The 22,144-nt window shown below is 68.7% G+C and carries 23 protein-coding genes; 11 read left to right on the top strand and 12 right to left on the bottom strand.

Features of this window, described 5'->3' with window-relative positions; translation table 11 throughout:
* Positions 1-140: 140 nt before the first annotated feature.
* The 5 genes from O6P37_RS14455 to O6P37_RS14435 are packed head-to-tail and all read right to left on the bottom strand — an operon-like array spanning position 141 to position 4,947.
* The gene (locus tag O6P37_RS14455) at positions 141-554 is read right to left on the bottom strand and encodes an ATP-binding protein (protein WP_269894718.1); all 414 of its coding nucleotides are present in this window, start codon (positions 552-554) and stop codon (positions 141-143) included.
* On the bottom strand, positions 541-882 hold the full coding sequence (locus O6P37_RS14450; RefSeq protein ID WP_269894717.1) for an STAS domain-containing protein: 342 nt from the start codon (positions 880-882) through the stop codon (positions 541-543). The genes O6P37_RS14455 and O6P37_RS14450 overlap by 14 nt, the downstream gene beginning before the upstream one ends.
* Positions 879-2,858 (bottom strand): glycosyltransferase, encoded by a 1,980-nt coding sequence (locus O6P37_RS14445; RefSeq protein WP_269894716.1) that lies wholly within the window; start codon positions 2,856-2,858, stop codon positions 879-881. Before O6P37_RS14445 ends, O6P37_RS14450 begins: the two co-directional genes overlap by 4 nt.
* Positions 2,855-4,090: a GAF domain-containing SpoIIE family protein phosphatase gene (locus tag O6P37_RS14440; protein ID WP_269894715.1), complete on the bottom strand. Its 1,236-nt coding sequence runs from the start codon at positions 4,088-4,090 to the stop codon at positions 2,855-2,857. Before O6P37_RS14440 ends, O6P37_RS14445 begins: the two co-directional genes overlap by 4 nt.
* Positions 4,087-4,947: a glycoside hydrolase family 26 protein gene (locus tag O6P37_RS14435; RefSeq protein ID WP_269894714.1), complete on the bottom strand. Its 861-nt coding sequence runs from the start codon at positions 4,945-4,947 to the stop codon at positions 4,087-4,089. The genes O6P37_RS14440 and O6P37_RS14435 overlap by 4 nt, the downstream gene beginning before the upstream one ends.
* Before the next feature lie 125 nt (positions 4,948-5,072).
* Here O6P37_RS14435 and O6P37_RS14430 point away from each other — a divergent pair, with 125 nt between their 5' ends.
* The gene (locus O6P37_RS14430) at positions 5,073-5,414 is read left to right on the top strand and encodes a VOC family protein (RefSeq protein WP_269894713.1); all 342 of its coding nucleotides are present in this window, start codon (positions 5,073-5,075) and stop codon (positions 5,412-5,414) included.
* A complete protein-coding gene (locus tag O6P37_RS14425; RefSeq protein WP_269894712.1) occupies positions 5,398-5,688 on the top strand; it encodes a VOC family protein in 291 nt (96 codons plus the stop codon). The genes O6P37_RS14430 and O6P37_RS14425 overlap by 17 nt, the downstream gene beginning before the upstream one ends.
* Before the next feature lie 33 nt (positions 5,689-5,721).
* Here O6P37_RS14425 and O6P37_RS14420 read toward each other — a convergent pair whose 3' ends face one another.
* Entirely contained in the window at positions 5,722-7,578 is a 1,857-nt protein-coding gene (locus O6P37_RS14420; RefSeq protein ID WP_269894711.1) for an Hsp70 family protein, read from the bottom strand.
* 206 nt (positions 7,579-7,784) lie between these two features.
* On the opposite strand from O6P37_RS14420, the gene O6P37_RS14415 reads away from it, so the two are divergent.
* Together O6P37_RS14415 and O6P37_RS14410 are read left to right on the top strand one after the other, a co-directional pair.
* Complete coding sequence (locus tag O6P37_RS14415; RefSeq protein WP_269894710.1) at positions 7,785-9,308, top strand: FAD-dependent oxidoreductase; 1,524 nt, start codon at positions 7,785-7,787, stop codon at positions 9,306-9,308.
* The gene (locus tag O6P37_RS14410) at positions 9,301-9,759 is read left to right on the top strand and encodes a nuclear transport factor 2 family protein (protein WP_269894709.1); all 459 of its coding nucleotides are present in this window, start codon (positions 9,301-9,303) and stop codon (positions 9,757-9,759) included. The genes O6P37_RS14415 and O6P37_RS14410 overlap by 8 nt, the downstream gene beginning before the upstream one ends.
* Before the next feature lie 19 nt (positions 9,760-9,778).
* On the opposite strand, the gene O6P37_RS14405 is transcribed toward O6P37_RS14410, so the two are convergent.
* The 3 genes from O6P37_RS14405 to O6P37_RS14395 are packed head-to-tail and all read right to left on the bottom strand — an operon-like array spanning position 9,779 to position 11,894.
* Positions 9,779-10,432, bottom strand: a complete 654-nt coding sequence (locus tag O6P37_RS14405; protein ID WP_269894708.1) for a L,D-transpeptidase family protein — start codon at positions 10,430-10,432, stop codon at positions 9,779-9,781.
* A gap of 51 nt (positions 10,433-10,483) precedes the next feature.
* Positions 10,484-11,305 (bottom strand): SRPBCC family protein, encoded by an 822-nt coding sequence (locus O6P37_RS14400; protein WP_269894707.1) that lies wholly within the window; start codon positions 11,303-11,305, stop codon positions 10,484-10,486.
* A complete protein-coding gene (locus tag O6P37_RS14395) occupies positions 11,289-11,894 on the bottom strand; it encodes a winged helix-turn-helix domain-containing protein (protein WP_408633174.1) in 606 nt (201 codons plus the stop codon). Before O6P37_RS14395 ends, O6P37_RS14400 begins: the two co-directional genes overlap by 17 nt.
* A 58-nt stretch (positions 11,895-11,952) precedes the next feature.
* Here O6P37_RS14395 and O6P37_RS14390 point away from each other — a divergent pair, with 58 nt between their 5' ends.
* Complete coding sequence (locus O6P37_RS14390) at positions 11,953-13,443, top strand: bifunctional phosphatase PAP2/diacylglycerol kinase family protein (protein ID WP_269894705.1); 1,491 nt, start codon at positions 11,953-11,955, stop codon at positions 13,441-13,443.
* Here O6P37_RS14390 and O6P37_RS14385 read toward each other — a convergent pair.
* Positions 13,397-14,059: a phosphatase PAP2 family protein gene (locus tag O6P37_RS14385; protein WP_269894704.1), complete on the bottom strand. Its 663-nt coding sequence runs from the start codon at positions 14,057-14,059 to the stop codon at positions 13,397-13,399. The genes O6P37_RS14390 and O6P37_RS14385 overlap by 47 nt on opposite strands.
* 43 nt (positions 14,060-14,102) lie before the next feature.
* Between O6P37_RS14385 and O6P37_RS14380 the strand changes: the two genes are divergently transcribed.
* From O6P37_RS14380 to O6P37_RS14370, 3 genes are all read left to right on the top strand, one after another.
* Positions 14,103-14,582 carry a hypothetical protein gene (locus tag O6P37_RS14380; RefSeq protein ID WP_332909791.1) on the top strand — a complete coding sequence of 160 codons (480 nt, stop codon included), beginning with the start codon at positions 14,103-14,105 and terminating at the stop codon, positions 14,580-14,582.
* Between the two features lie 14 nt (positions 14,583-14,596).
* Positions 14,597-15,079: a hypothetical protein gene (locus O6P37_RS14375; protein WP_269894703.1), complete on the top strand. Its 483-nt coding sequence runs from the start codon at positions 14,597-14,599 to the stop codon at positions 15,077-15,079.
* A gap of 95 nt (positions 15,080-15,174) precedes the next feature.
* Positions 15,175-15,723 carry a hypothetical protein gene (locus tag O6P37_RS14370; protein ID WP_264011227.1) on the top strand — a complete coding sequence of 183 codons (549 nt, stop codon included), beginning with the start codon at positions 15,175-15,177 and terminating at the stop codon, positions 15,721-15,723.
* Here the strand turns inward: O6P37_RS14370 and O6P37_RS14365 are convergent, their stop codons facing one another.
* Together O6P37_RS14365 and O6P37_RS14360 are read right to left on the bottom strand one after the other, a co-directional pair.
* Positions 15,724-18,594 carry an MMPL/RND family transporter gene (locus O6P37_RS14365; protein ID WP_269894702.1) on the bottom strand — a complete coding sequence of 957 codons (2,871 nt, stop codon included), beginning with the start codon at positions 18,592-18,594 and terminating at the stop codon, positions 15,724-15,726.
* Complete coding sequence (locus O6P37_RS14360) at positions 18,591-19,007, bottom strand: MmpS family transport accessory protein (protein ID WP_269894771.1); 417 nt, start codon at positions 19,005-19,007, stop codon at positions 18,591-18,593. The genes O6P37_RS14365 and O6P37_RS14360 overlap by 4 nt, the downstream gene beginning before the upstream one ends.
* A 152-nt stretch (positions 19,008-19,159) precedes the next feature.
* On the opposite strand from O6P37_RS14360, the gene O6P37_RS14355 reads away from it, so the two are divergent.
* From O6P37_RS14355 to O6P37_RS14345, 3 genes are all read left to right on the top strand, one after another.
* On the top strand, positions 19,160-19,813 hold the full coding sequence (locus tag O6P37_RS14355) for a TetR/AcrR family transcriptional regulator (RefSeq protein ID WP_269894701.1): 654 nt from the start codon (positions 19,160-19,162) through the stop codon (positions 19,811-19,813).
* Positions 19,814-19,973: 160 nt separating this feature from the next.
* Entirely contained in the window at positions 19,974-20,591 is a 618-nt protein-coding gene (locus O6P37_RS14350) for a cutinase family protein (RefSeq protein ID WP_269894770.1), read from the top strand.
* A gap of 112 nt (positions 20,592-20,703) precedes the next feature.
* Positions 20,704-22,113 (top strand): sulfatase family protein, encoded by a 1,410-nt coding sequence (locus tag O6P37_RS14345; RefSeq protein WP_269894700.1) that lies wholly within the window; start codon positions 20,704-20,706, stop codon positions 22,111-22,113.
* Positions 22,114-22,144 lie beyond the last annotated feature (31 nt).

Here is a 22,144-nt window from a genome sequence, read left to right as displayed (position 1 = left end):
CTCGAAGCCATATCCCCCGACGGACAAGAGTTCCAGGCGGCACGCGGCCGCCCGTGGACTCAAGGTAGACCCCCGCAGCCGTGCCGGCGCCACTTTCGAGATAAATCGTCGCAGGCGTCAACACACCGTCATGGCCGGGGCTACTCCGCGCGGCTACGCACCAACGTCCAGTGATTGCCGTCGGAGTCGCGGCGGTACGACAATTCGTCGAGCACCCGGTGCGCGATCGCCAGGCCGCGGCCTCGCTCCGACAGGCCGTCGGGCATCTCGGCCTGCGACACGTCGACCGGGGCCGGCCGGCCGTCGTCGGTGAAGACGGCGCGCACCGACTCGGGCAGCACGTACACCTCCATCCGGAGGTGGACGGGCTTGCCGCCACCGGAATGTTCGATGATGTTGGCGCCGATCTCACCGACGGCGAGATCCATGTGCATGCGCACCACGTCCGGGATGTCGTGCGCGGACCACACGTCGTCGAGTGTCTGCTGGATGGCGTCCAGGGTCTCCGGCCCCGTTGTGGTGTGCAGCACGTAGGGCGTGTCAGGTGGCGCCATCGAACGCACCGTCTACCGAATCGTGGACGCGGAGAACCCGATTGAGGTTGGTCAATTCCAGAACGGTGACCACCTGCCGCGTCGGCGCTGCGATGCGCAGGTCACCTCCGGCCTGACGAGCCGCCTTCAGGCCGGAGATCAAGGCGCCCAGCCCCGACGAGTCGATGAACTCGGTTCCGCTGAGGTCGACAACCAGCCTCGAGCTTCCCGCCTCGACGAGTTCATGCAGCTGCCTGCGCAGGCCGGGAGCCGCGACCATGTTGAGTCGCCCCTCCGGTCTGATCACCGTGGCATCGGATGCCGTGGTGCGCGTGGGGTATTGGGTCATACCGCTCCTTCCGTTCGGTGTCCGCGGTAGCGAACGGCCTGGATGACGACGCTGAGTATCAGCAGGTCGAACAGCACCCAGAAGAGATTGACCCCGACGCCGAGCACGGAGATGGCGCCGTAGTACAGCTGGACGATCCCGATCACCGACGCGACGATCAGCATCGCCATCGCCGCCAGCTGCCACCTCACCAGGTGCCACGGCGTGGCATCAATGGCCTGACGGGTTTTGGGCGTCACGGCGAATCCGAGTGGGCGCCCGAAGTACACGTTGCGGAACGCGGTGACGCATGCCCGGATCCAGACCGGGAACAACGCCAGACTGTACTGCTGGCCCCGCCACGTGGGTGTGCCGCGGCTGATGATGATGAACATCAGCTGATTGAGGACCAGGAAAGGGATGAGCCGACCGAAGAAGTCCCAACTGTAGGCCTGCACCGGCATGATGCCGGAGATCAGGTAGATCGCGGGTGCTGCAATGTATGCCAAGGCGGCGAACCCGGCGAGGTAGCTGTACATCGTCGACCAGTACATGAGCTTCTGGCCCAGGCTGAGCCCCTTCTGCACGAACGGATTCTCGCGCAGCATCACCTGAATCGTGCCCTGCGCCCACCGCAGGCGCTGGGTCAGCATGGTGCCGGCGTCCTCGGGCGCCAGTCCCTCGCAGAGCTTCTCGTGGTGATAGGCCGATCGCCACCCCATCGAGTGCAGGCGCATGCACGTCGCCATGTCCTCGGTGACCGAGATGGTCGCCATCGGGAGCACCGGTTGCGCCTCGTCGTCACGGTCCACGTCGACGGCCCGGATCAGGGCGCGGATCGACTCGATCGCCCCGAGCGGGGACCACTCGCGGTCCGCCAGCGTGGCGAGCGCCTCGTCGTCGAAGACCAGATCGGCCGACGGACCATCGGCGTCAGCGCTCATGGCGGCGATCATCTCGAGATCTGCCCGCATCGCCATGATGTCGGAGTCCACCAGCGTGCGCGCCGCGGCGTCGACCCGCTGCTGGAACGTGAAGGTGATGTCCGCAAGGGGCCGCTTGTCGCGGAGCTCGCGGCGAGCGTCGCGGACCGCGTCGCGGACCGCGTCGAGCGCGGCCTGCGCCTCGCGTTCGTCGGATCCGATCTGGCCTGCGGTCTGTTTGAGGATCTTGTCGGCGGTGTAGAGCGCGCGTTTGATGCCCTCCTCGATCGCCCGCACATAGCCGCGAATGCCGAGTTGCATCAACGCTTCGCGGCGCAGCACCGCGTTCGATCCACAGAAGTACGCGGCGTTCCAGCCGTCCTTGCCCTGCTGGATCGGGCCGTAGAACAGCGGCGCCTGGCTGCCCAACGGGTCGCTCACGGGCACATTGTGGAAGAACTGTGGGGTCTGCACCAACGCCATGCAGGGATCCCGGAAGTAGCCGAGCGTCCTGTCGAGGATCTCCGGAACCGGTACCTGGTCCGCATCGAGCATCAGGATGAACTCGCCGTCCGTCTCGAACAACGCGTTGTTCAGGTTGCCCGCCTTGGCGTGGCGGGGCTTGTCCTGAGTCCAGTGCGCGGACCGCGTGATGTAGCCGACACCCTTCTCGGCAGCGGCGGCGGCCAGTTCACGGCGGTCGCCGTCGTCGAGGATCCAGGTGCTGTGCGGGTACCGGATGTCAAGCGCCGCTTGCGCGGTGGCCATCACCATCTCGATCGGTTCGTTGTAGGTGGTGATGAACACGTCCACGGTGGCGCCCTCAGGCGGCGGTTCAGGAGGATTCCGGCGGAGTGTCCGCCACATCGTCAAACCGAAGAGTTGGGAGTCGATCACGCTGTACGTCTCGGCCACCACCAACGGGACGGCGATCCACCATGCGGACCAGTTCACCGACGCGAGCCACCGCCACACGATGTAGTTGACGCCCAGTATCACCGTCAACAGGATCAGGGCGCGCAGCCACGGAGAGGGATATCGCCCGGCGGCGGCGTGAGGCAGCTGGTGTCTCACGGCAGCTCGCGCCGCACGGCCACCAGGGTCACGTCGTCCAGCGGCGGAGTCCTGGCATGCAGGCTGCGGGCGAAGTCACACAGTTCTCCCGGGTCGCGGTACTGAGAGATCAGCTGCAGCGCGGGCCGGACGTCACTGCCGTCGCCGACCAGGTCGAGGACGCCATCAGAAGCGATGACCAGGGTGTCACCGGGTTGCAGCGTCACCTCGCCGCGGGTCCAGCTGTATCCGGGCAGCACGCCGACGGGGAGGTCCGCGCTGTTGAGGGGTTCCACCCTGCCGTCGCCGCGGATCACCGCCGCGAAACCGTGTCCCGCGTCGACGAAGTCGACCCGCCCGCTGTCGATGTCGAGCTTGGCGTGGAAGAGGGTCACAAAGGTGTCGGTACTGTCCAAATCCTCACTCAATTGCGCCGCAATGGAATTCACCGTGTCTGCGACGTCGACGTCGGTCGCCGTGAGTCGGTCCACAGCGCGTGAGGCGGCTCGCAGGGACGAGCGCACACTAGCCGCGAGGATGGCCGCCCCCAGCCCCTTGCCCATCACGTCCGCGACGGTGAACATGGCGCCACCCTGGACGCGGTAGTGGTCGTAGAAGTCGCCGCCCACCGCATAGGCCGGCAGGCACATCGCACAGACCGAGTAACCCGGCAGGTCCCCCAGCGGCCGGGGCAGCAGTTGCCGCTGAACGGCCGACGCCCGCTCGAGGTCATCGGAGCTCTCCAGCTCGCGCTGCGCCCATGCGGCGAGCTCCTTGAAGGTCTGCAGTTCGGAGTCCGCCAGCGCCCGCGGCCGATTGTCGAAGATGCAGAAGGTGCCCACCGGATGACCGCCGGGGCCGTAGAGCGGGTAGCCCGCGTAGAACCGGATGCCGTCACCGCCGACGCCGGGCACACAGGCGAACTCGGTGTCGGCGGCGTCCTCGAGGATCAGCGCCGGCTCCTCCGGCTGCTGGTAGGTGCGGGCGATGGTGGCCTGACACACCGAGTTGCGCCGCGTCGTCTGGGCGCCCAGCGAGAGTCCGTCGGCCTGCTTGAACCACTGGCGGTCGCGATCGATCAGGTTCACCGATGCCATCGGCACGCCGAACACGCAGCGCGCCATCCTGGTGATGCGGGCGAACCGGTCTTCCGGCGGCGTGTCGAGGATGTGCAGTTGCTCGAGGGAACGCACCCTCTCGTTCTCCACCTCCGGAGGCAGCGCGTACCGCTGGCTCAACGTCTCGGTGTTCACGCCGCCGCCTCACTCAGCGATGCGCCCATCGCCGCGGCGGCGGCCGCGGTGCTGGTCAGTCGCCAATCGGTTTCCTTGTCGTGGTGGAACCAGATGAAGCCGGTCACCTGCGGCTCGCCGGCCATCATGCGCACGAGCTCGCCGATCCACTCGGCCTTGTCCCCGCCCGCTTCGGCGCAACCGACCTCGGTGACCAGGATGGGCTTGGTGTCGCAGAGCCGGCGGAGCTCGGCCAGCCCGCGCCCGAAGATCTCCGTCGGTCCGGTCCACCGGCTGCCGGGCAGGATGGTGCCCCAGTTGTAGCCGTCGATCCCGAGCACGTCGACGCACTCGTCGCCCGGGTACCAGCGGGTGAGCGAGTGTTCGTCGACCGGCCCCGCGTCGGGCGCCCACACCCATCGGACGTTGGTGGCGCCGCGCTCGTGGAAGAGGTGGTGGACATGCCGCCAGGCCGAGACGTAATCCTCGGCCGAGGTTCCCGCCCCGGCCGACCACGGATACCAGGTGCCATTGAATTCGTGCGCAAATCGGAGGAGAACGTCCCCGCGCGCACCGGCGAGTTCGTCAGCCCATTTCGAGAGGTACTCGTCGTAGCAACCGAATTTGATCTTGTCGACAATGGTGCCGGGCGGCTCCGCGGATTCGCCGCGCCACAGTCGGGGCTCCCAGGTGATGACAGGTTGGGCTGTCCGGCTGATCACCGCATCGATCTTCGGCGTCGGCGGTGGGGAGGCAAAATCCTCATACCAGAGCACGAATTCGGGAGCCATGCCCACCGCGTCACCCACCTCCGCGAGTTCGCGTGCGGCCAGCGGGCCTCCCTGCGTGCTGACCCCGAAACGCAACTTACCGGCCATTCGCCTCCCGCCGTCCAGCAAATTGCCCCGATTCAACCATAGGCACCGGCGCGGGATGACTGGGCCGGAACGATCGAAGTGGCTCGAGCACAGCGGTGTCGGTGCCGGCCACTAGCGTGACGACCATGCCGCACCCCATTCACCACGTCCTCGTGGAGTCGGCCGATCCCACGCAGCTGGTGCGGTTCTGGACGGCCCTGCTCGGCCTACCGGCGGGAGACGACACGTCGGTGTCCCTCGGCGACGGTGCGGCGCTGCGCTTCGCCGCCACGGAAGAACCGAAGCAGGTGAAGAACCGGATGCACCTCGACCTGGCCACCACCTCCGCCGAACACCAGGCCGACCTGGTTCGCATCGCCCGCGAGCTCGGCGCGCGGCCCGTCGACGTCGGCCAGACAGATGGACGTGCCCTGGGTGGTGCTGGCGGACCCCGGCGGCAACGAGTTCTGCGTGCTGGAACCGCGTGACGAGTACCGCGGCATCGGCCCTGTCGCCGCGGCCGTGTTCGATGCGCTCGATCCCCGTGCGCAAGCCGAGTTCTGGGCCGAGCTCACCGGGCTGCCCGTCACGCGGTCCCATCCGCAGTACGCGTCGCTGCGTCAGGACGGGCGGTTCTGGGTGGAGTTCATTCGCGTCGGCACACCCAAGCGGGTGCGCAACCGGGTGCACCTCGTTCTCGCGAGCGACGACACGGATCTGCCGCACACGGATCCGGAGGGCAACGAGATCCTCGGCTGCTGACGGGAGTCTCCAGTCGGTGCGGCGCGCGGCGCCTCAGGGACCGTACGGCGACTGCTGGTAGGGGTTCTGCGGCGCGTACGGGTTCTGGGGCTGATACGGATTCTGGGGCTGAGCCGGCACCTGGATCGGGATCGGCACCGGGACGAACGGCACCGTGACGTAGGTCGTCGTCATCGGGTTCGTGGTGGTGGTCCGTGTCGTCGTGGTGGTGGTCGGCGGTGTCGTGGTGGTCGTCGTCGTCGGGGTCGTCGTCGGGGTCGTCGTGGTGGTCGTGGTTGTGGTGGTGGTGGTCGTCGTGACGGGCTGCGTGGTCGGGGGCGGCGGAGGAGGCGGCGGCGCGGGCGGCTGCGTCGTGGGTGGCGGGGGTGGTGGCGGCGGAGGTTCGCTGACCACCGTGAGCGCCGGCGGCGGCGGAGGCTCGCTGGGGGGCGGCGGTGGCGCGCTGGCCGGCACCCGGGTCGTCTCCACCTGCGTGCTCGGCGTCGTGCTGCTGGAGCTGGTCAGCCCGTAGGCCACGCCGCCGACCGCGACCAGCGCCACCACCGCCGCGAGGCCGATCACGATCTGCGGCAGACCGAGCCACGGCCGGCGCTGTTCGATCGGTCCGGTGCCAGGCACGTACTGCACCGGCGGTCGCGCTCCGGTCGCGCCGCTCTCGAAGCCACTGTCGAAGCCACTGGAGTAGGGGCTGTCGTAGGCGTCGCCCCCGCTGTACGGCACGGGTTCGCCGGCACTGTCGTCGTCCTGCGACCAGGCGAGTGCCCGGAACGTCGCCGAACCGGGCGCATCGGCCGCGGCCTCCCCGATGACCGGCGGGACGACGACTGTCGGCGCCACGCCGGTCTGCGCATCCGATGTCGGTCCGTAGGCGGCGAACAGTGCGGCGCCCACCGCGGCGTCGAGGGCCGGCTGCGGCGTGGTGACCACCGGCGCCCGTGAGTACTCCGAGAGACGCTGGGTGATCAGCGGGATGCTCGCGCCGCCACCGATGGTGACGAGCGCGGAGACGTTCGCCCATCCGATCCTGTTGCGCGCCAGTGCATTGTCGAGTGCGGTGAGCACGCCGGTCAGCGGGAGGTCGGCCATGCCGTCGAGCTCTGCGCGGGTGACCCGCACCGTCGAGCCGTAGCCGGGCAGCTCGACCGGCAGCTCGGTCACGGTGACCGCCGACAGCCGCTCCTTGGCCGCCCGGCACTCGTCCCGCAACCGGCTCAGCGACCCGACGGCCGCCGTGCCGGCCGGGTCCGTGCCCCCCGCGGCCGCCACGCCGTCGAGCACGTGGGTGAGCAACGCCTGGTCCAGCTGGTCGCCGGAGAAGTCGGCGATCCGGGTGGTCTCGTCGATCGGCTCGAACAACGCGCCCGCGTCGGCCAGGGTGATGCTCGTGCCGCTGCCACCGAAGTCGAGCAGTGCCACCACGCCCTGCGACGGCAGCCCCGGCTGGGCGTTCAGCGCGGACAGCGACGCCACGGCGTCGGGCACCAGCCGCACCGGCGTGCCGCCGGGCGCGAACCGCGGGTTGGTGCGCAGCGCGCTGCGCAGGGCCCACAGTGTGGAGGCGCCCCAGTGCGCGGGGACGGCGATCGAGAGTTCCGGCGATCCGGTCGCTCCGGCGACGTCGACCATCGCGTCGAGCGCCTCGACGAGCAGGGCTTCGGCCTTGTAGGACGAGCCGTCGGCGGCCACCAGCGGCACCGGATCACCGACCCGCTCGACGAAGCCGCTGAGCACCACGCCCGGTCCGGCCACACCGTGCTCGACCGCTGAGCCGACCTGCGGCGTGCGGTCGCCGAACAGGGTCAGCACCGAACGGCGCGTCACGGGTCGGTCGCCGACTCGCGCCGCAACCAGGTTGGTGGTGCCGATCGACAACCCCAGGGGGTCGCTCATAACGCCCCACACCCTAGCCCCTCGGATCCGGTTCGGCCGTCAGACACTCCGCGCTGAGCTGCGCCAACCGCGTTCGGCCAGCAGGGTTTTGACGTCCCCAGCAACCCTCTACCCGCCGTGTCACCGGTAATTGACGCGCGTGCGGCAACCGATCCGCGGCCGGGACGGGCGCGTTTGGCCGCAGCGCCGCTGGGTATCTCACGTCCATGACGTCACTCTGGCTCGCCGACCGCGTGCAACAGGCAGCACACCCCTCGTCGGTGTCCTCCGACTTCGACCGCAACGCCGACGTCGTGGTGGTCGGTGCCGGCATCACCGGCCTCACCACGGCCGTACTGCTGGCGCGCGCCGGCCGCAACGTCCTGGTGCTCGAGGCGTTGACCGTCGGGGCGGGCACCACCGGGAACACCACCGCGAAGATCAGCCTGCTACAGGGCAGCAAGATGTCGAAGATCGTCGGCAAGCACGGGCCGAAGATCGCGAAGATGTACGCCCAGGGCAATCGCGAGGGGCAGGAATGGCTGCTCGGATACTGCGAGGCCCGCGGCATCTCGGTGCAGCGCGAGGACGCCTACACCTACGCCCAGACCGAGAAGGGCGTCAGTTCCGCGCGTCAGGAACTCGAGGCCTGTCAGGCCGCCGGGCTGGCCGCGGACTGGGTCGACGACGCCGACGTGCCGTTCGAGTTCAACGGCGGTGTGCGCCTTGCCAATCAGGCCCAGTTCGACCCGATGCCGTATTTGGACAGCCTCGTCGTCGAACTCGACGAACGCGGCGGCCGGCTGGTGCAGAGCACGCGGGTGCAGCGGGTGTCCGGGCACGGTGACGGCCTCGCACTGAGCGTACGCACATCGGCGGGTGAGGAATTCGACGTGCACGCCAAGCAGTGTGTGCTGGCGACCGGCATCCCGATCCTCGACCGGGGCGGATTCTTCGCCCGGCTCAAGCCGCAGCGGTCCTACTGCATGGCCTACAAGGTGCCCGGCACCCTCACCCGCGGGATGTACCTCTCGGTGGACTCGCCCACCCGGTCGGTGCGCTATGCGCCCTCCCCCGATGGCGACCGCCTGGTCGTCGGCGGGGCCGGCCATCCCGTCGGCCGCGAGAAGAGCCCATCGTCCTCGGTGCAGGAACTCGACTCCTGGGCCAAGCAGCACTACCCGGGCGCGATGCAGACCCACTACTGGTCCGCGCAGGACTACACGCCCGCCGACGAGTTGCCCTACGTCGGACCGATCCTGCCCGGCGACGACAAGATCTTCGTGGCAACGGGATTCGACAAATGGGGGATGACGAACGGGGTCGCCGCGGCGCTGGCGCTGTCCGGACGCATCCTCGGTGGCCGGATGGACTGGGCGGATGCCTTCGCCAGTTGGAGCCCCCACGAGCTGTCCGGGATCCCGAAGGCGTTGCAGGCCAACCTCGAGGTCGGCTTCAATCTGGCCAAGGGCTGGATCACGCCGGTCACCCGGATGGGGGACCGCTCGCCGGAATCCGGCGGAGTGGTGAGCGGACCGCCGTGGGACCTGGAAGCCAGGTGCCGGGTGAACGGGGTCGAGCACCGGGTGTCGCCGGTGTGCCCGCACCTTGGCGGCATCGTCAACTGGAACGACGCCGACGAGGCGTGGGAATGCCCGCTGCACGGGTCGCGGTTCGCGCCGGACGGCACGCTGTTGGAGGGTCCTGCGACCAGGGGGCTGACTGCATCCGTACAGTCAGCCCATGGGTGACATCGACGACATCAAGCAGGTCAAGTACCGCTATCTGCGGGCGCTGGACACCAAGGACTGGGAAACGTTCGCCGGCACTCTCACCGAGGACGTCGCCGGTGATTACGGCGAATCCCTCGGCGAGGACCACCGTTTCACCGACCGCGACGGTCTGGTCGAGTTCATGCGCACGTCGCTGGGGCCGGAGATCGTCACCGAACACCGCGTCAGCCACCCGGAGATCACGGTCGACGGAGACGAGGCGTCGGGCACCTGGTATCTGCAGGACCGGGTGATCGCGGCCGACTTCAACTTCATGCTCATCGGGGCGGCGTTCTACCGCGATCGCTACCGCCGCACGCCCGACGGCTGGAAGATCAGCGCCACCGGCTACGACCGCACCTATGACGCGAGCATGTCGCTGGAGAACCTCAACTTCAAGCTCAAGAAGGGCCGCGCGCTGCATCTGTAGACAGCGGTCGCCGGATGCCCTACTGGGCGATGGCGATCAGCGCGCCGGGGCGCAGCCAGCGCATGATCCGCACCAGCGTCGCGTCGTCGATGGCGACGCAGCCCGCGGTGGGCCCGCCGTCGGTGCTGTGCAGGAAGAACGCGCCGCCGTTGCCGGGCACGCGGGCCTTGTTGACGCCCATCACCACGGCGTGTGCGTACTGCGGGATCTGGAGATTCTCGGTGCCGCTGGCCAACGATGTGTTGAACGGGCAGCGGTCCTTCTTGCACACCTGCATCGTGTTGTAGGTGGGGCTCTTCATGTCGCCGTCCCACCAGTGATCCGGTCCGACCTGGACGTACTTCAGCCCCCCGCCCGGATTCGGTTCGGTGCCGAAGGCGAAGTCCAGGGTGAACACCCCCATCGGCGTCTTCATCTGTCCGTCGTGGGTCTGCGGAGCCATTCCGTTGGCGCCGATGAACGCCGGGATTCCGACACCGACCGGCTGCCAGCCCGCGGCGGTGCGCTCGTAGACGTCCATCTTCGCCTTCGAACCACCAACGCCGACAACGGATATCACCTGGGTGGCGGCGCCGACGGAGCGGGCGAACCACGGCGCCGCCGCTGTTGCGGGCGCCGCCGGGAACACCGAGAGCACGGCCGCCGCACAGAGCAGTATCGACAACCGGCGCACACACCCATCGTCGACGCCGCTGCTCTCGGTCCTGTCAACGTTCGGACACGATCAGGTCGCAACCGCCTGATCGGCGAACAGATCCGCCAGCCACGCCGACCACTTCGGCTGTTCGGCCGCGGCCGCGTCGCCGGCCCCGGCACCGTAGAAGTAGATGGTGATCATCATCCGGCCGTGGTCGCCGGCGGTGAAGCCGCCGAACACGGCGAGGCCCGCCGCGGGCTGCTCGAGCCGGACGATCACGTCGCGCAGCGCCGCATCCTGGTGGACGAGATCGACCACACCTGCCAATGTCGGTGCCGCCCCGGTGGTCTGGCAGCGATCGCCGACATCGGTGGCCGAAAGGCTGAGGGCGTCGGTCAACCGCCGGTAGGCCGGACGGATGTCGCCGGTGAACGGCACCATCGCGTGCACCGCTGCGGCGGGCGCTCCGGCGAAGTGCTGCAGGTAGCGGCGGAGCACCTCGAAGAATCCGGGCCAGCCCTGCTCGAAGGTCTCCAGTTCGTCGTCCCAGTCGTCCTTCTCGGTGAAGAGGCTGTGCACCATCCGGATCACGCAGCGGTCACCCGAGCGGGCGGTCACCGTGATCTCGGTGGCCAGCGGGCCGGGCGAGACGGTCGAACTCCAGTCGCGCTCCTCGTAGGTGAAGCGGTACGGCGGTTCCCAGCCGGTCACGGTCCCGCGCTGGGTGAGGCCGCCACCGAAGTCGAATTCGATGTCCCCGCCCTGCTTCTCCTCGATGGTGGTGGGAGTGAACCAGGCGCTGTTGCCGGGCCCGGTCGCGATGGCCTCCCACACCTGTTCAGGGGTGCCGGGGACGAGCAGTTCCATCTCGACCCAGCGGCGGCCGGAATCGTCACTTCTCACGGGCATGGGAATTCTCCTCTTTCGGTGCGGGATAGGCGGTGAGCAGCACCCGGTGGGTGCGGCCGCGTGGATCGGTCTCGTCGTGGTAGCGCGCCACCAGGGTGGCGACGGCGGCGGACACCTCCTCGGTGAACGCCGCCCGGTCTGCGGGCGAGCGGAACCGGATCGCGGTGTCGATCGTCATTGTCGCCAGGCGCTTGTCGGCGGCACGGGCGGACCGCCACAGGTCGCCGACCTCACGGACGGTGCGTGCGGCGACGGCGATCAGATATCCGGCGGAGAGCCGGTCGGCCGCACGGTCGGGGTCCGCGGCGACGGGGCCGAGGGCGCCGGGCGAGACCACGTAGGACGAGGCGGTGGCGATCATCAGGCGTTCGGTCAGCCCACCCCAGCGGCGTTCGCCCGCGGGGGTGACCAACCGGTGCTCCTGCAGCGCCTTGAGGTGGTAGTTGACCTTCTGCCGGGTGATGCCCACCCGGGTGGCCAGCGTCGCCGCGGAGGCGGGTTCGGTGAGTTCGGCGAGCAGCCGGCTGCGGATCGGGTCGAGCGCGCTGACGGCCGCGGCCGGGTCCGCGATCACCTCGACGTCCAACATGTCCGCCAGCCTGCCCTTGACAGGTTTTGTTGTCAAGGGCAGCGGCTACGTTGAAGCCATGGAACTGCCGCTCCGCCGCCGCCGCGAAGGCCTCCGCCAGATCGGCCGTGGCCTGGGGACACTCGACCGCGAGGTCTTCGAGGCCATCGCCGAATCCCCCAGCCCGCTGCTCGATGCCGTGATGCCGCGGCTGACGCGGGCGGCGGACCATTCGAAGCTCTGGTTCGCGCTCGCCGCCGCCATCGGGGCGTTCGGGAGCACTTCGGCGAAACGCGGCGCCGCCCGCGGGCTGCTCACGCTCGGCGTGACCAGCCTGGTGACCAACCAGGGCGCGAAGAAAATCTGGAAGCGGGCCCGCCCCAACTACATCGTGGTGCCCCTGGCCCGGCGGTCCAGGCGGTTCCCGACGTCGAACTCGCTGCCCTCGGGTCATTCAGCCAGCGCGGCGGCCTTCGCGGTCGGCGTCGGCCTGGAGAGCCCACCGGTCGGGCTGGGACTCGCGCTGCTCGCCGGCCTCGTCGGCATGTCGCGCATCGCGGTCGGAGCGCACTACCCGGGCGACGTGCTGGCCGGGCTGGGCCTCGGGGCCGGCCTCGCCGTCCTCGGCGGGCGCATCGTGCCGACCGCGGTCCCGACGAAGATGCCGACGGCCGCACCGCTGCGCGTGCACACCGATCCGCGTCCCGACGGCGCCGGGGTGGTGCTGGTGATCAACCCGGCGTCCGGCAGCGGGACGGGAGCCCGGGTGGTCGACGAGGTCCGCGAAGCACTCCCCCAGACCAAGATCGTCGAACTCAGCGGTGACGAGGAGCTGAAGACGGTGCTGCGGTCGGCCGCCGAGAGCGCCGAGGTGCTGGCCGTCGGCGGAGGTGACGGGACGGTGGCGTGCGCAGCCGAGATCGCCGTCGAACTCGGGATGCCGCTCGCGGTGTTCCCCGGCGGGACCTTCAACCACTTCGCCAGGGACATCGGCTGCGACACCGTCGCCAAGACGATCGACACCATCCAGCGAGGCACCGTCTCGTGTGTCGACCTGGTGTGCTTGAACGACAAGGACATCGTGATCAACACGGCCAGCATCGGGGCGTACCCGATGTTCGTCCAGACCCGGGAGAAGCTGGAGCACCGCATCGGCAAACCGCTCGCCGGCGTCTACGCGATGTTCTACACGCTGCGTCGGGGCGTGCCCGTGCGCATCGAGTACGACAACCACACATTGCAGACATCGCTGTTCTTCCTGGGCAACTCGACATACCTGCCGTCGGGCTTCGCACCCGCCCGGCGGCACAAGATGGACGACGGCCTGATGGACGTGCGGATCCTGGAGACCGGCCGGCCCTTCAGCCGGTTGCGGATCCTGGCGGCGCTGATGCTCGGCCGGCTCACCCGCAGCCCGCTCTACCACGAGATGCGGGTGCCCGAGTTCAGCTTCACCGCGGTGGACGGACCGACGGAGCTGGCGCGCGACGGCGAGATCGGAACCGTCTACGACGAGGCGAGTTTCAGCGTTCGCTACCGGGCGCTGCAGGTGTTTCGTCCGCTGCCCTGACCCGCGGCGGCACAAGGAGCAGGCACAGCACGAACCAGGCGTAACCCAGGGCCCACCCGGCGAGCACGTCGGACGGGTGGTGGACGTTGAGCACCACGCGAGCGGCGCCGATGGTCAGCACGATCAGGCCGCCGAACACCGCCAGCGAAATGTGCAGCCGCGGCCGCACCGAGGGCCAGACGATGGTGAGCACCGCGAGCACGATGGCCATCAGCCCGAGCGCATGCCCGGAGGGGAACGACGTGGAGTGCGCGGCGACCAAGGCACCCGATGGCCGCGGGCGATCGGCCGCGGCCTTCGCCAGCTCGGTGACGAGACCGCTCAACACGACGGATCCCACCAGGAAGACGGCGAGGCGATGGCGCCGCCGCACGAATGCCCACACGATCACGAACACCGACAGAATCCGGATCATCACGGGATTGACCACCGTGCAGTACACGTCCCAGCCGGTCACCCAGGCGGGGTGCGCCGCGCCGAACCTGTACAGCGGGTCGAGCGCGGCCGAATCCATGGCGCCCTGCCAGTGCCAGCCCTGCGTGAAGCCCAGCCACAACGCCGCACAACCGGCGACGGCCACCAGGGCCGAACCGATGAGCAGCCTGCGTCTGTTCATCTCAACAGCTGTATCACGCGGCACGCTCAGCTACCTTTTGATCATGGCGCTGCTTCGCAAGTTGTTCCGCATCGGCAAACTTCCCGACGACATGCGCGCGCAGGTCGAGGCCGAGGGCGTCATCTTCTGCGCCGAATTCCTCGGCGCGGTGGTGCGGTTCACCGGTCGGGTGCCGGGCCGGCGATCGGTCGGGCTGGTGCGCGGCTACGGCGGCGCACTCGCGCTGACCAACCAACGCGTCATCGCGACGCTGTCGGCCATCCCGGGCAAGGCCGGGCGGTCGGTCGACCAGCCGTGGACCGCCGCGCAGAACGGCATGGTCGCGGGCACCCTGTCCGAAACGGGCCTGCTTCTCGACATACCCGACCTCGCCGTCGTCCACCCCGAGTTCTCCGGCCGGTTCTCGTTGACCTACAAGACCGCGCTGACCGCCGACGTGCTCAGCCGAATCCCCACCAGAACCATCGGTTTCGATGTGCCACCCAAGTTCGTCTACAGCGCTCTCGGCATTCCCCGCGGCTGAGCTACCGTGCAGAGATGGCCGTATTCGTCCGCAAGCTGCTCCGCATCGGAAAACTGCCGGGTGAACTGCGCTCGCAGGTCGAGTCCGAGGGGGTGCTCCTGATCGCCGAGTACGTCCCGGTGACGCGGCGTTTCAACGGGTCGATCCCGGGCAACCGCGCCACCGGCAGCGTCGCCAGCTACACGGGCTCGCTCGCCCTGACCGACCAACGGGTGCTGGCGACACTCTCGACGGTGCCCAAGCTCGCGGGCCGCACCATCGACCAGCCGTGGTCGGCGCCGCAGACCGGCGCCGTGACCGCCCAGATCTCGGAATCGGGCCTGAAACTCGACGTCGACATCGCGGCCGTCGACGCCCGCTGCGAGGGCAGCCTGTCGCTGTACTACAAGCAGGACATCCCCGGCGAGGTGCTGGAGCGCCTGCCCGCGCGGACACTGGCCTTCGACGTGCCGCCGGAGTGGGTGTTCCGGGCGGTCGGTGTGCCCTACCACCCCTGAGACGCAACGCTGGGGATGACGGCGGGGTCGTCGTTTGGCGCGCAGGGCCCGGGGTATGACGCGGGCACCCCCCGTCAAATCCCTTAGGAGTTCACATGGCCCGCGCCACGCTCTCGCACCAACTTCACGATCTCGGCCTGGCGGCCTGGTTCGGCGGCACCCTCGCCAACGCCGTCGCTCTCAATGCCGCCGCCTCGGCCGGCGGTGACCCGTCCCGGGTCGGCGCCGTCGCCAATGCCGGTTGGGACCGCTGGACCCCGGTCAATGCGGCCGCGATCGGCGTCCATCTCGCCGGCGCCGTCGGCCTGCTCAAGCATGACCTCGGCCGGATGCGGGCCCAGCAGGGCGTACCGTCCATGGCCGCCACGAAGATCGCCCTGACCGCTGCGGCGCTCGGCGTCACGGGCTACAGCAGGGTGCTCGGCAAGAAGGTCTCCGAGCACCGCGCGGTCCCGGCCGCCGACGGCACCACTCCCGCCGCGGCCACCCCGCCTGACGTCGCCGCGGCACAGAAGCAGCTGAAGATCCTGCAGTGGGCGGTACCCGCACTCACCGGCGGCATCCTCGCGATCGGCTCCTACGCGGCGGAGCAGTACCGCCCCGAGGAGGTCTCCAAGGGAGTGCTGCAGCGGCTGCTGCCCTGATCACGGCAGGGCGTTCTCGGCCACTTCCTCCTCGGACGCGCCGACCTGCCGCGGGCTCGGCCAGCGTTGCGGCACCGGCCGTCTGCGGACGTTCTGCGGCCACCAGAACCAGCGCCCGAGCAGCGCCGCCAGCGACGGTGTCATCAGCGACCGCACCACCAGGGTGTCGAAGAGCAACCCGAGGCCGATGGTGGTGCCGACCTGGCCGATGACGATCAGCTCGCTGCTCGCCATGGACATCATCGTGAAGGCGAACACCAGTCCCGCGGCGGTCACCACCGAGCCCGTTCCGGCCATCGACCGAATGATGCCGGTGCTCAGTCCGGCGTGGATCTCCTCCCTCATCCGGGACACCAGCAGCAGGTTGTAGTCCGCGCCGACCGCCAGCAGCACGATGACCGACATCGGCAGCACCATCCAGTGCAGCGGTATCCCGATCAGGTGCTGCCACAACAACACTGACAGGCCGAATGAGGCGCCGAGGCTGAGCACCACGGTGCCGACGATCACCGCTGCGGCCGCGACGGCCCTGGTGAGCACCACCATGATCAGGAAGATCAGGATCAGCGCCGCGATGGCGGCGATCAGCAGGTCGTAGTCGGCGCCCTGCTGCATGTCCTTGAACATCGCTGCGCTGCCACCGATGTAAACCGTCGAGCCCTCCAGCGGGGTGCCCTTGATCGCGTCCGCCGCCGCGATGCGCAGCGGCTCGATGTGCGACGTGCCATCCTCGGTCAGCGGATCGCCCTGATGGAAGACGGTGAACCGGACGGCGTGGCCGTCGGGCGAGAGGAACAGCTTGATGCCGCGCTGGAAGTCGGCCGTCTCGAACGCCTCCGGCGGCAGGTAGAAGTTCTCGTCGTTCTGGGCGGCGTCGAACGCCTTACCCATCGCGGTGGCGTCCTCCTGCGTGGCCATGTTCTGGTCCTGCTGCGCCTTCTGCGCCTGATACTGGTTGAGCATCATCTGCTTCTGGTTCTTCATCGTCTGGATCATCGCCGGCATCAGCGCCGCCAGTTGCGGTGTCAGATCAGCGAGCTGCTCGATGTCGGGCACCAGCTCCTGGAAGTCGTCGGAGAGCGCGCCGATGCCGTCGAGGCTGTCGAAGATCGACCGCAGCGACCAGCAGATCGGAATGTCGAAACAGTGTGGCTCCCAGTAGAAGTAGTTGCGGATCGGGCGGAAGAAGTCGTCGAAGTCGGCCAGGTGGTCGCGCACCTCGGCGACGGTGAGGGAGGTGTTGTTGAACTTGTCGGCCATCCGCCGGGTGACGTCGGCCATCTGCAGCGTGATGGACTGCATCTTCTCCATGGAGTCGATGGTCACCTGCATCTCATCGGCCTGCTTCAAGGTGTTCTCCAGCACCCGCTGCTGGTAGTCGTTGTTCATGAGTTGCCCTGTGCCGCTTTGGCTCATGGTGTAAGCCAGCGACGCGTGCTCCACCGGCTTGCCGTCCGGGCGGGTGATCGTCTGCACCTGCGCGATGCCGTGCACGCGGACCATCGCCTTGGCGATCTTGTCGATCACCAGGAAGTCGGCGGGGTTGCGCAGGTCGTGGTCGGCCTCGACCATCACCAGTTCGGGATTCATCTTCGCTTCGGAGAAGTGCCGGTTGGCCGCCGCGTAACCGATGTTGGCTGGCACGTCGTCGGGCTGGAAGATCCGGTCGTTGTAGGTGGTGTGGTAGCCGGGCAGGGTCAGCAGTCCGACCAGCGCCAGCACGACCGCCATCACCAACACCGCGCCGGGCCACCGCACGGTGGCGGCGCCGACCCTGCGCCATCCGCGCGAACGTCCCCACCGCCTCGGCTCCAGCACGCGACCGAACCGGCTCGTGATCGAGATCAGTGCCGGCCCGAGGGTGAGCGCCGCGGCGACGACGATCGCCATGCCGATGGACAGCGGGATGCCCATGGTCTGGAAGTAGGGCAGCCGGGTGAAGTGCAGGCAGAGCGTCGCTCCGGCGATCGTCAGTCCGGACGCCAGCACGACGTGGGCCGTGCCGTGGAACATGGTGTAGTACGCCGACTCCCGGTCCTCGCCGGACCGCCGGGCCTCCTGGTAGCGGCCGATCAGGAAGATCGCGTAGTCGGTGGCGGCGGCGATCGCCAGCGTCACCACCATGTTGGTCGAGAAGGTGGTCAACCCGAACACGTCGTGGTAGCCGAGGAAGGCGACGATGCCTCGGGCCGACAGCAGGCCGATGACCACCATCACCATCGTGACGAGCATGGTGACCACCGACCGGTAGACCAGCAGCAGCATCACGATGATGACGGCGAAGGTCAGCGCCTCGATGGTCTTCATGCTGGCGTCGCCGACGGCGTTCTGATCCGTGGTGGTGGCCGCCGGACCCGTCACGTAGGCCTGCACGCCGGGCGGCGGCTGCACGCCGGCGACGATGGCGCGCACCGCCTCCACCGACTCGTTGGCCAGCGCCTCGCCCTGATCGCCTGCGATGTACACCTGCACGTATGCGGCCTTGCCGTCGACACTCTGCGCGCCCGCCGCGGTCAGCGTGTCGCCCCAGAAGTCCTGGACGTGCTGGACGTGGGTGGTGTCGGCACGCAACTGACGGATCATCTCGTCGTAGAAGATGTGCGCGTCCGCGCCCAGCGGATCGTCGCCCTCCAGGACGATCATCACGTTGCTGTTGGTGTCGTACTCACCGAACACCTCGCCGACCCGCTTGGTCGCGACCAGCGCCGGAGCGTCGTTGGGGCTCATCGACACCGCGCGCAGCTTGCCCACCTCTTCGAGCTGGGGCACCACGGTGTTGAGCAGGCCGACGATGACCACCCAGGCCAGCACGATCGGGACGGCGAAGGTGCGGATGAATCTCGCCACCCGTGGTCGCGCGGGGTTGCTCATGCCGCCTTCACCAAGCAGTACGTCGCGGCATTCACTCCCTGAGCCGTCCTTTCGTCCTTCACTTCGTCGTCGACGAGGACGCGGCAACCGATCGACTCGCCGTCGCCCTGGGCCAGGATGTTCGGCGTCACCGAGGGCACCGTCGTCTCGAGCCGCAGGGTCCACGGCAGGGTCACCTCGCCGGTCCGCTGCGGCAGCCCGTCGAGGTCGGTGTAGTTGATCACCGCGGTGCCGCCCGAGCCGAAGACCTCGTAGATCACGACCTTGGGGTTGAAGTTGTCCGCCGTGTCGGTGCCGACCGGTGTCACCACCGCGCCGTCCGACCCGAACACCGATCGCAGGTGGGCCACGCTGACGACGCCGACCGCGATGGCGACCACGAACAGGAGGGGCAACCAGACGCGTTTGAGCATCACGAAGACTGCGGTCACGTCGACCCTTTCGCGGTGATGGCTGCCGCAGGCGACCTGGCGGCGGTTGATCTAGAAGGGCAATCTAAGCCGCTAAGTGGATAGCGTCAATCCACTTATGGACGCCCGTTACGCAGATCACTAAACTGGCCGTGATGATTGACAAACCATGCCGAGGGCTGCGCAAGGACGCCGAACGCAATCGGCAGCGCGTGCTCGAGGCCGCGCGCGAACTGTTCGCGGCGAAGGGCATGGAGGCCACCCTCAACGACGTCGCCCAGCACGCGAACGTCGGCGTCGGCACCGTGTACCGACGGTTCGCGACCAAAGAGGAACTCGTCGACGCGATCTTCGAACACGGCATCCAGCAGGTCGTCGCCCTCGCGGAAGCGGCGTTGCAGCAAGAGGATTCGTGGGACGGCTTCGTGTGGTTCGTCGAGCAGCTCTGCGAACTCACCGCCACCGACCGAGGCCTGCGTCAGATGGTCTACAGCACCGCCTACGGCGGGTACGGCGTCGACTGCGCCCGCGAGCGGATCGCCCCGCTGACGTCGAAACTGGTCGAGCGGGCACGCGACGACGGCCACCTGCGGGCCGACATCGAGCCCACCGACGTGCCCTGCCTCGGACTGCTGGCGGGCACCGTGGGCGAGTGGGCCGGGCACGTCGAGCCCGGACTGTGGCGGCGGTACGTGGCGCTGCTGCTCGACGGCATGCGCCGGCGCGACGGGCAGCAACCCCTCGACGTCGAGCCGCTGGACGAGAAACAGATGGACGCCGCGATGCACGGCTGGCGCCCCGCGGGCTGACCGTCGGGCCCGTTCGTGGTGTGACTGGAGTGATCCCTGTGAAATCTGGGTATAAAATCAAGATCCAGCCAACCAAGGAGCAGCCGTGTCCGTCGAGAGCCGGTTCGCGCGACGGGCGACATCGGTCGCCACGTCGGTGACCGCACTCGCCGTCCTCGCGATGCCCGCCGCCCCGTCTGCGTCCGCCGCCCCGAAGTGTTCCGACATCGAGGTGATCTTCGCGCGCGGCACCGATGAGCCGCCCGGGCTCGGCGTCGTCGGAAAGGCACTGGTCAGCGCGCTGCGTCCGATGGTCAAGGGCAAGTCCATCGGCACCTACGCTGTCGAATACCCGGCGTCGTGGGACTTCGTCCAGGTGGCCGCCGGCGCCAATGACGCCAGCCGCCGCGCCCAGTCCACGGCGGCGAAGTGTCCCGACACGAAGATCGTCCTCGGCGGCTACTCGCAGGGCGCGGCGGTCATCGATGTCGTGGCCACGTCGCCGATCGCGGGGCTCGGCTACAGCGCGCCGCTTCCCGCCGCGGTCGTCCCGCACATCGCCGCGGTCACCGTCTTCGGCAATCCCTCGGCGCGGGTGGGCCAGCCGCTGACGCGGATGAGCCCGGTGTTCGGCGCCCGCACCGCCGACTTGTGCAACACCAACGACCCGATCTGCTCGCTCGGTCAGGATTTCGACGCGCACGTCCGCTATCCGCAATCCGGTCTGGTCAAACTGGCCGCACAGTGGGTGACACGCCACGTGCAGCCGAGCGCCGGCCCCGCACCGTCCAAGAGGTAGCGCCTCCGCGGCGCACCGACGCGCGCCGCGTGTGGAATCTTTGGATGAGGCAAAGGGTTGCGCATCGACACCGGACGCTGTGCGGTGACAGCACACCAGCGAGAGGAGCCCGGTGACTGAGCCACGCCGCGACAGCACCCGTCGAGACAACGTCCTGATCGTGCACTGGCACGACCTGGGCCGGTATCTCGGCGTCTACGGCCACTCCGACGTCACCAGCCCTCGCCTGGACGACTTCGCCGCCGAGAGCATCCTGCTGACCCGCGCCCACGCCACCGCACCGCTGTGCTCGCCGTCGCGCGGGTCGCTGTTCACCGGCCGCTACCCGCAGACCAACGGCCTCGTCGGGCTGGCCCACCACGGCTGGGAGTACCGCTCAGGCATCCGCACCCTGCCGCACATCCTTGCTGAAACCGGCTATCACACAGCCCTTTTCGGCATGCAGCACGAGACCTCCTTTCCTGCCAGGCTCGGGTTCACCGAGTTCGACGTGTCCAACTCGTTCTGTGAGTACGTGGTCGAGCACGCCTCCGCCTGGCTGCGGCAGTCGCCGCACCGGCCGTTCCTGCTCACCGCGGGGTTCTTCGAGACGCACCGGCCGTATCCGCACGACCGGTACACCCCCGCCGACCCCGACACTGTCTCGGTGCCGGGATTTCTGCCCGAGAACGACGAGGTCCGCCAGGACCTCGCCGACTTCTACGGTTCGGTCACCGTGGCCGACGCCGCGGTCGGCCGGCTGCTCGACACCCTGCAGGAGACCGGGCTGGACCGCAGCACCTGGGTGGTGTTCATGACCGACCACGGGCCCGCCCTGCCGCGCGCCAAGTCGACGCTCTACGACGCGGGCACCGGCATCGCCATGATCATCCGGCCGCCCCGCGACGCGGGCATCGCGCCGACGGCCTATGACGACCTGTTCAGCGGTGTCGACCTGGTACCGACGCTGCTCGACCTGCTCGGGATCGAGGTGCCCGCGGACGTCGACGGCATGAGCCACGCGGCGAACCTCCTCGCGCCGCCGGCGGACGGCGCGCAGACCCGCACCCACCTCTTCTCCACGAAGACCTACCACGACTCGTTCGACCCCATCCGCGCGATCAGGACCAAGGAGTACTGCTACATCGAGAACTACGCCTCGCGGCCGCTGCTCGACCTTCCGTGGGACATCGCCGCCAGCGCACCGGGCCGGGCGGTGGCGCCGTTGGTGAATTCAGAACGGCCGCAACGCGAGCTGTACGACCTGCGCACCGACCCCGCGGAGCAGGACAACCTGCTCGGCCCCGACGCGACCGCGGAGGCCGAGGCAGTGGCGGACGACCTCGCCCTGGTACTGCACGAGTGGCGACAGAAGACCAACGACGTGATTCCCTCCGATTTCGCGGGTACCCGGATCTCCGAGCGCTTCACCGAGACCTACCTGCGCATCCACGGCGGAAAGATCACCAGCAGGTCGGCACTCGCGGCCGAGCGCGGCATCGAAGATCAGCACAGCGCCACACAAGAGTCAGGATCACCGTGATTCAAATAGGCCGTTCGGCAACGGAATACGA

This window comes from Mycobacterium hippophais (assembly GCF_027529605.1).
GTDB lineage: Bacteria > Actinomycetota > Actinomycetes > Mycobacteriales > Mycobacteriaceae > Mycobacterium > Mycobacterium arseniciresistens.
This window is presented reverse-complemented; position numbering and strand designations above follow the sequence as displayed.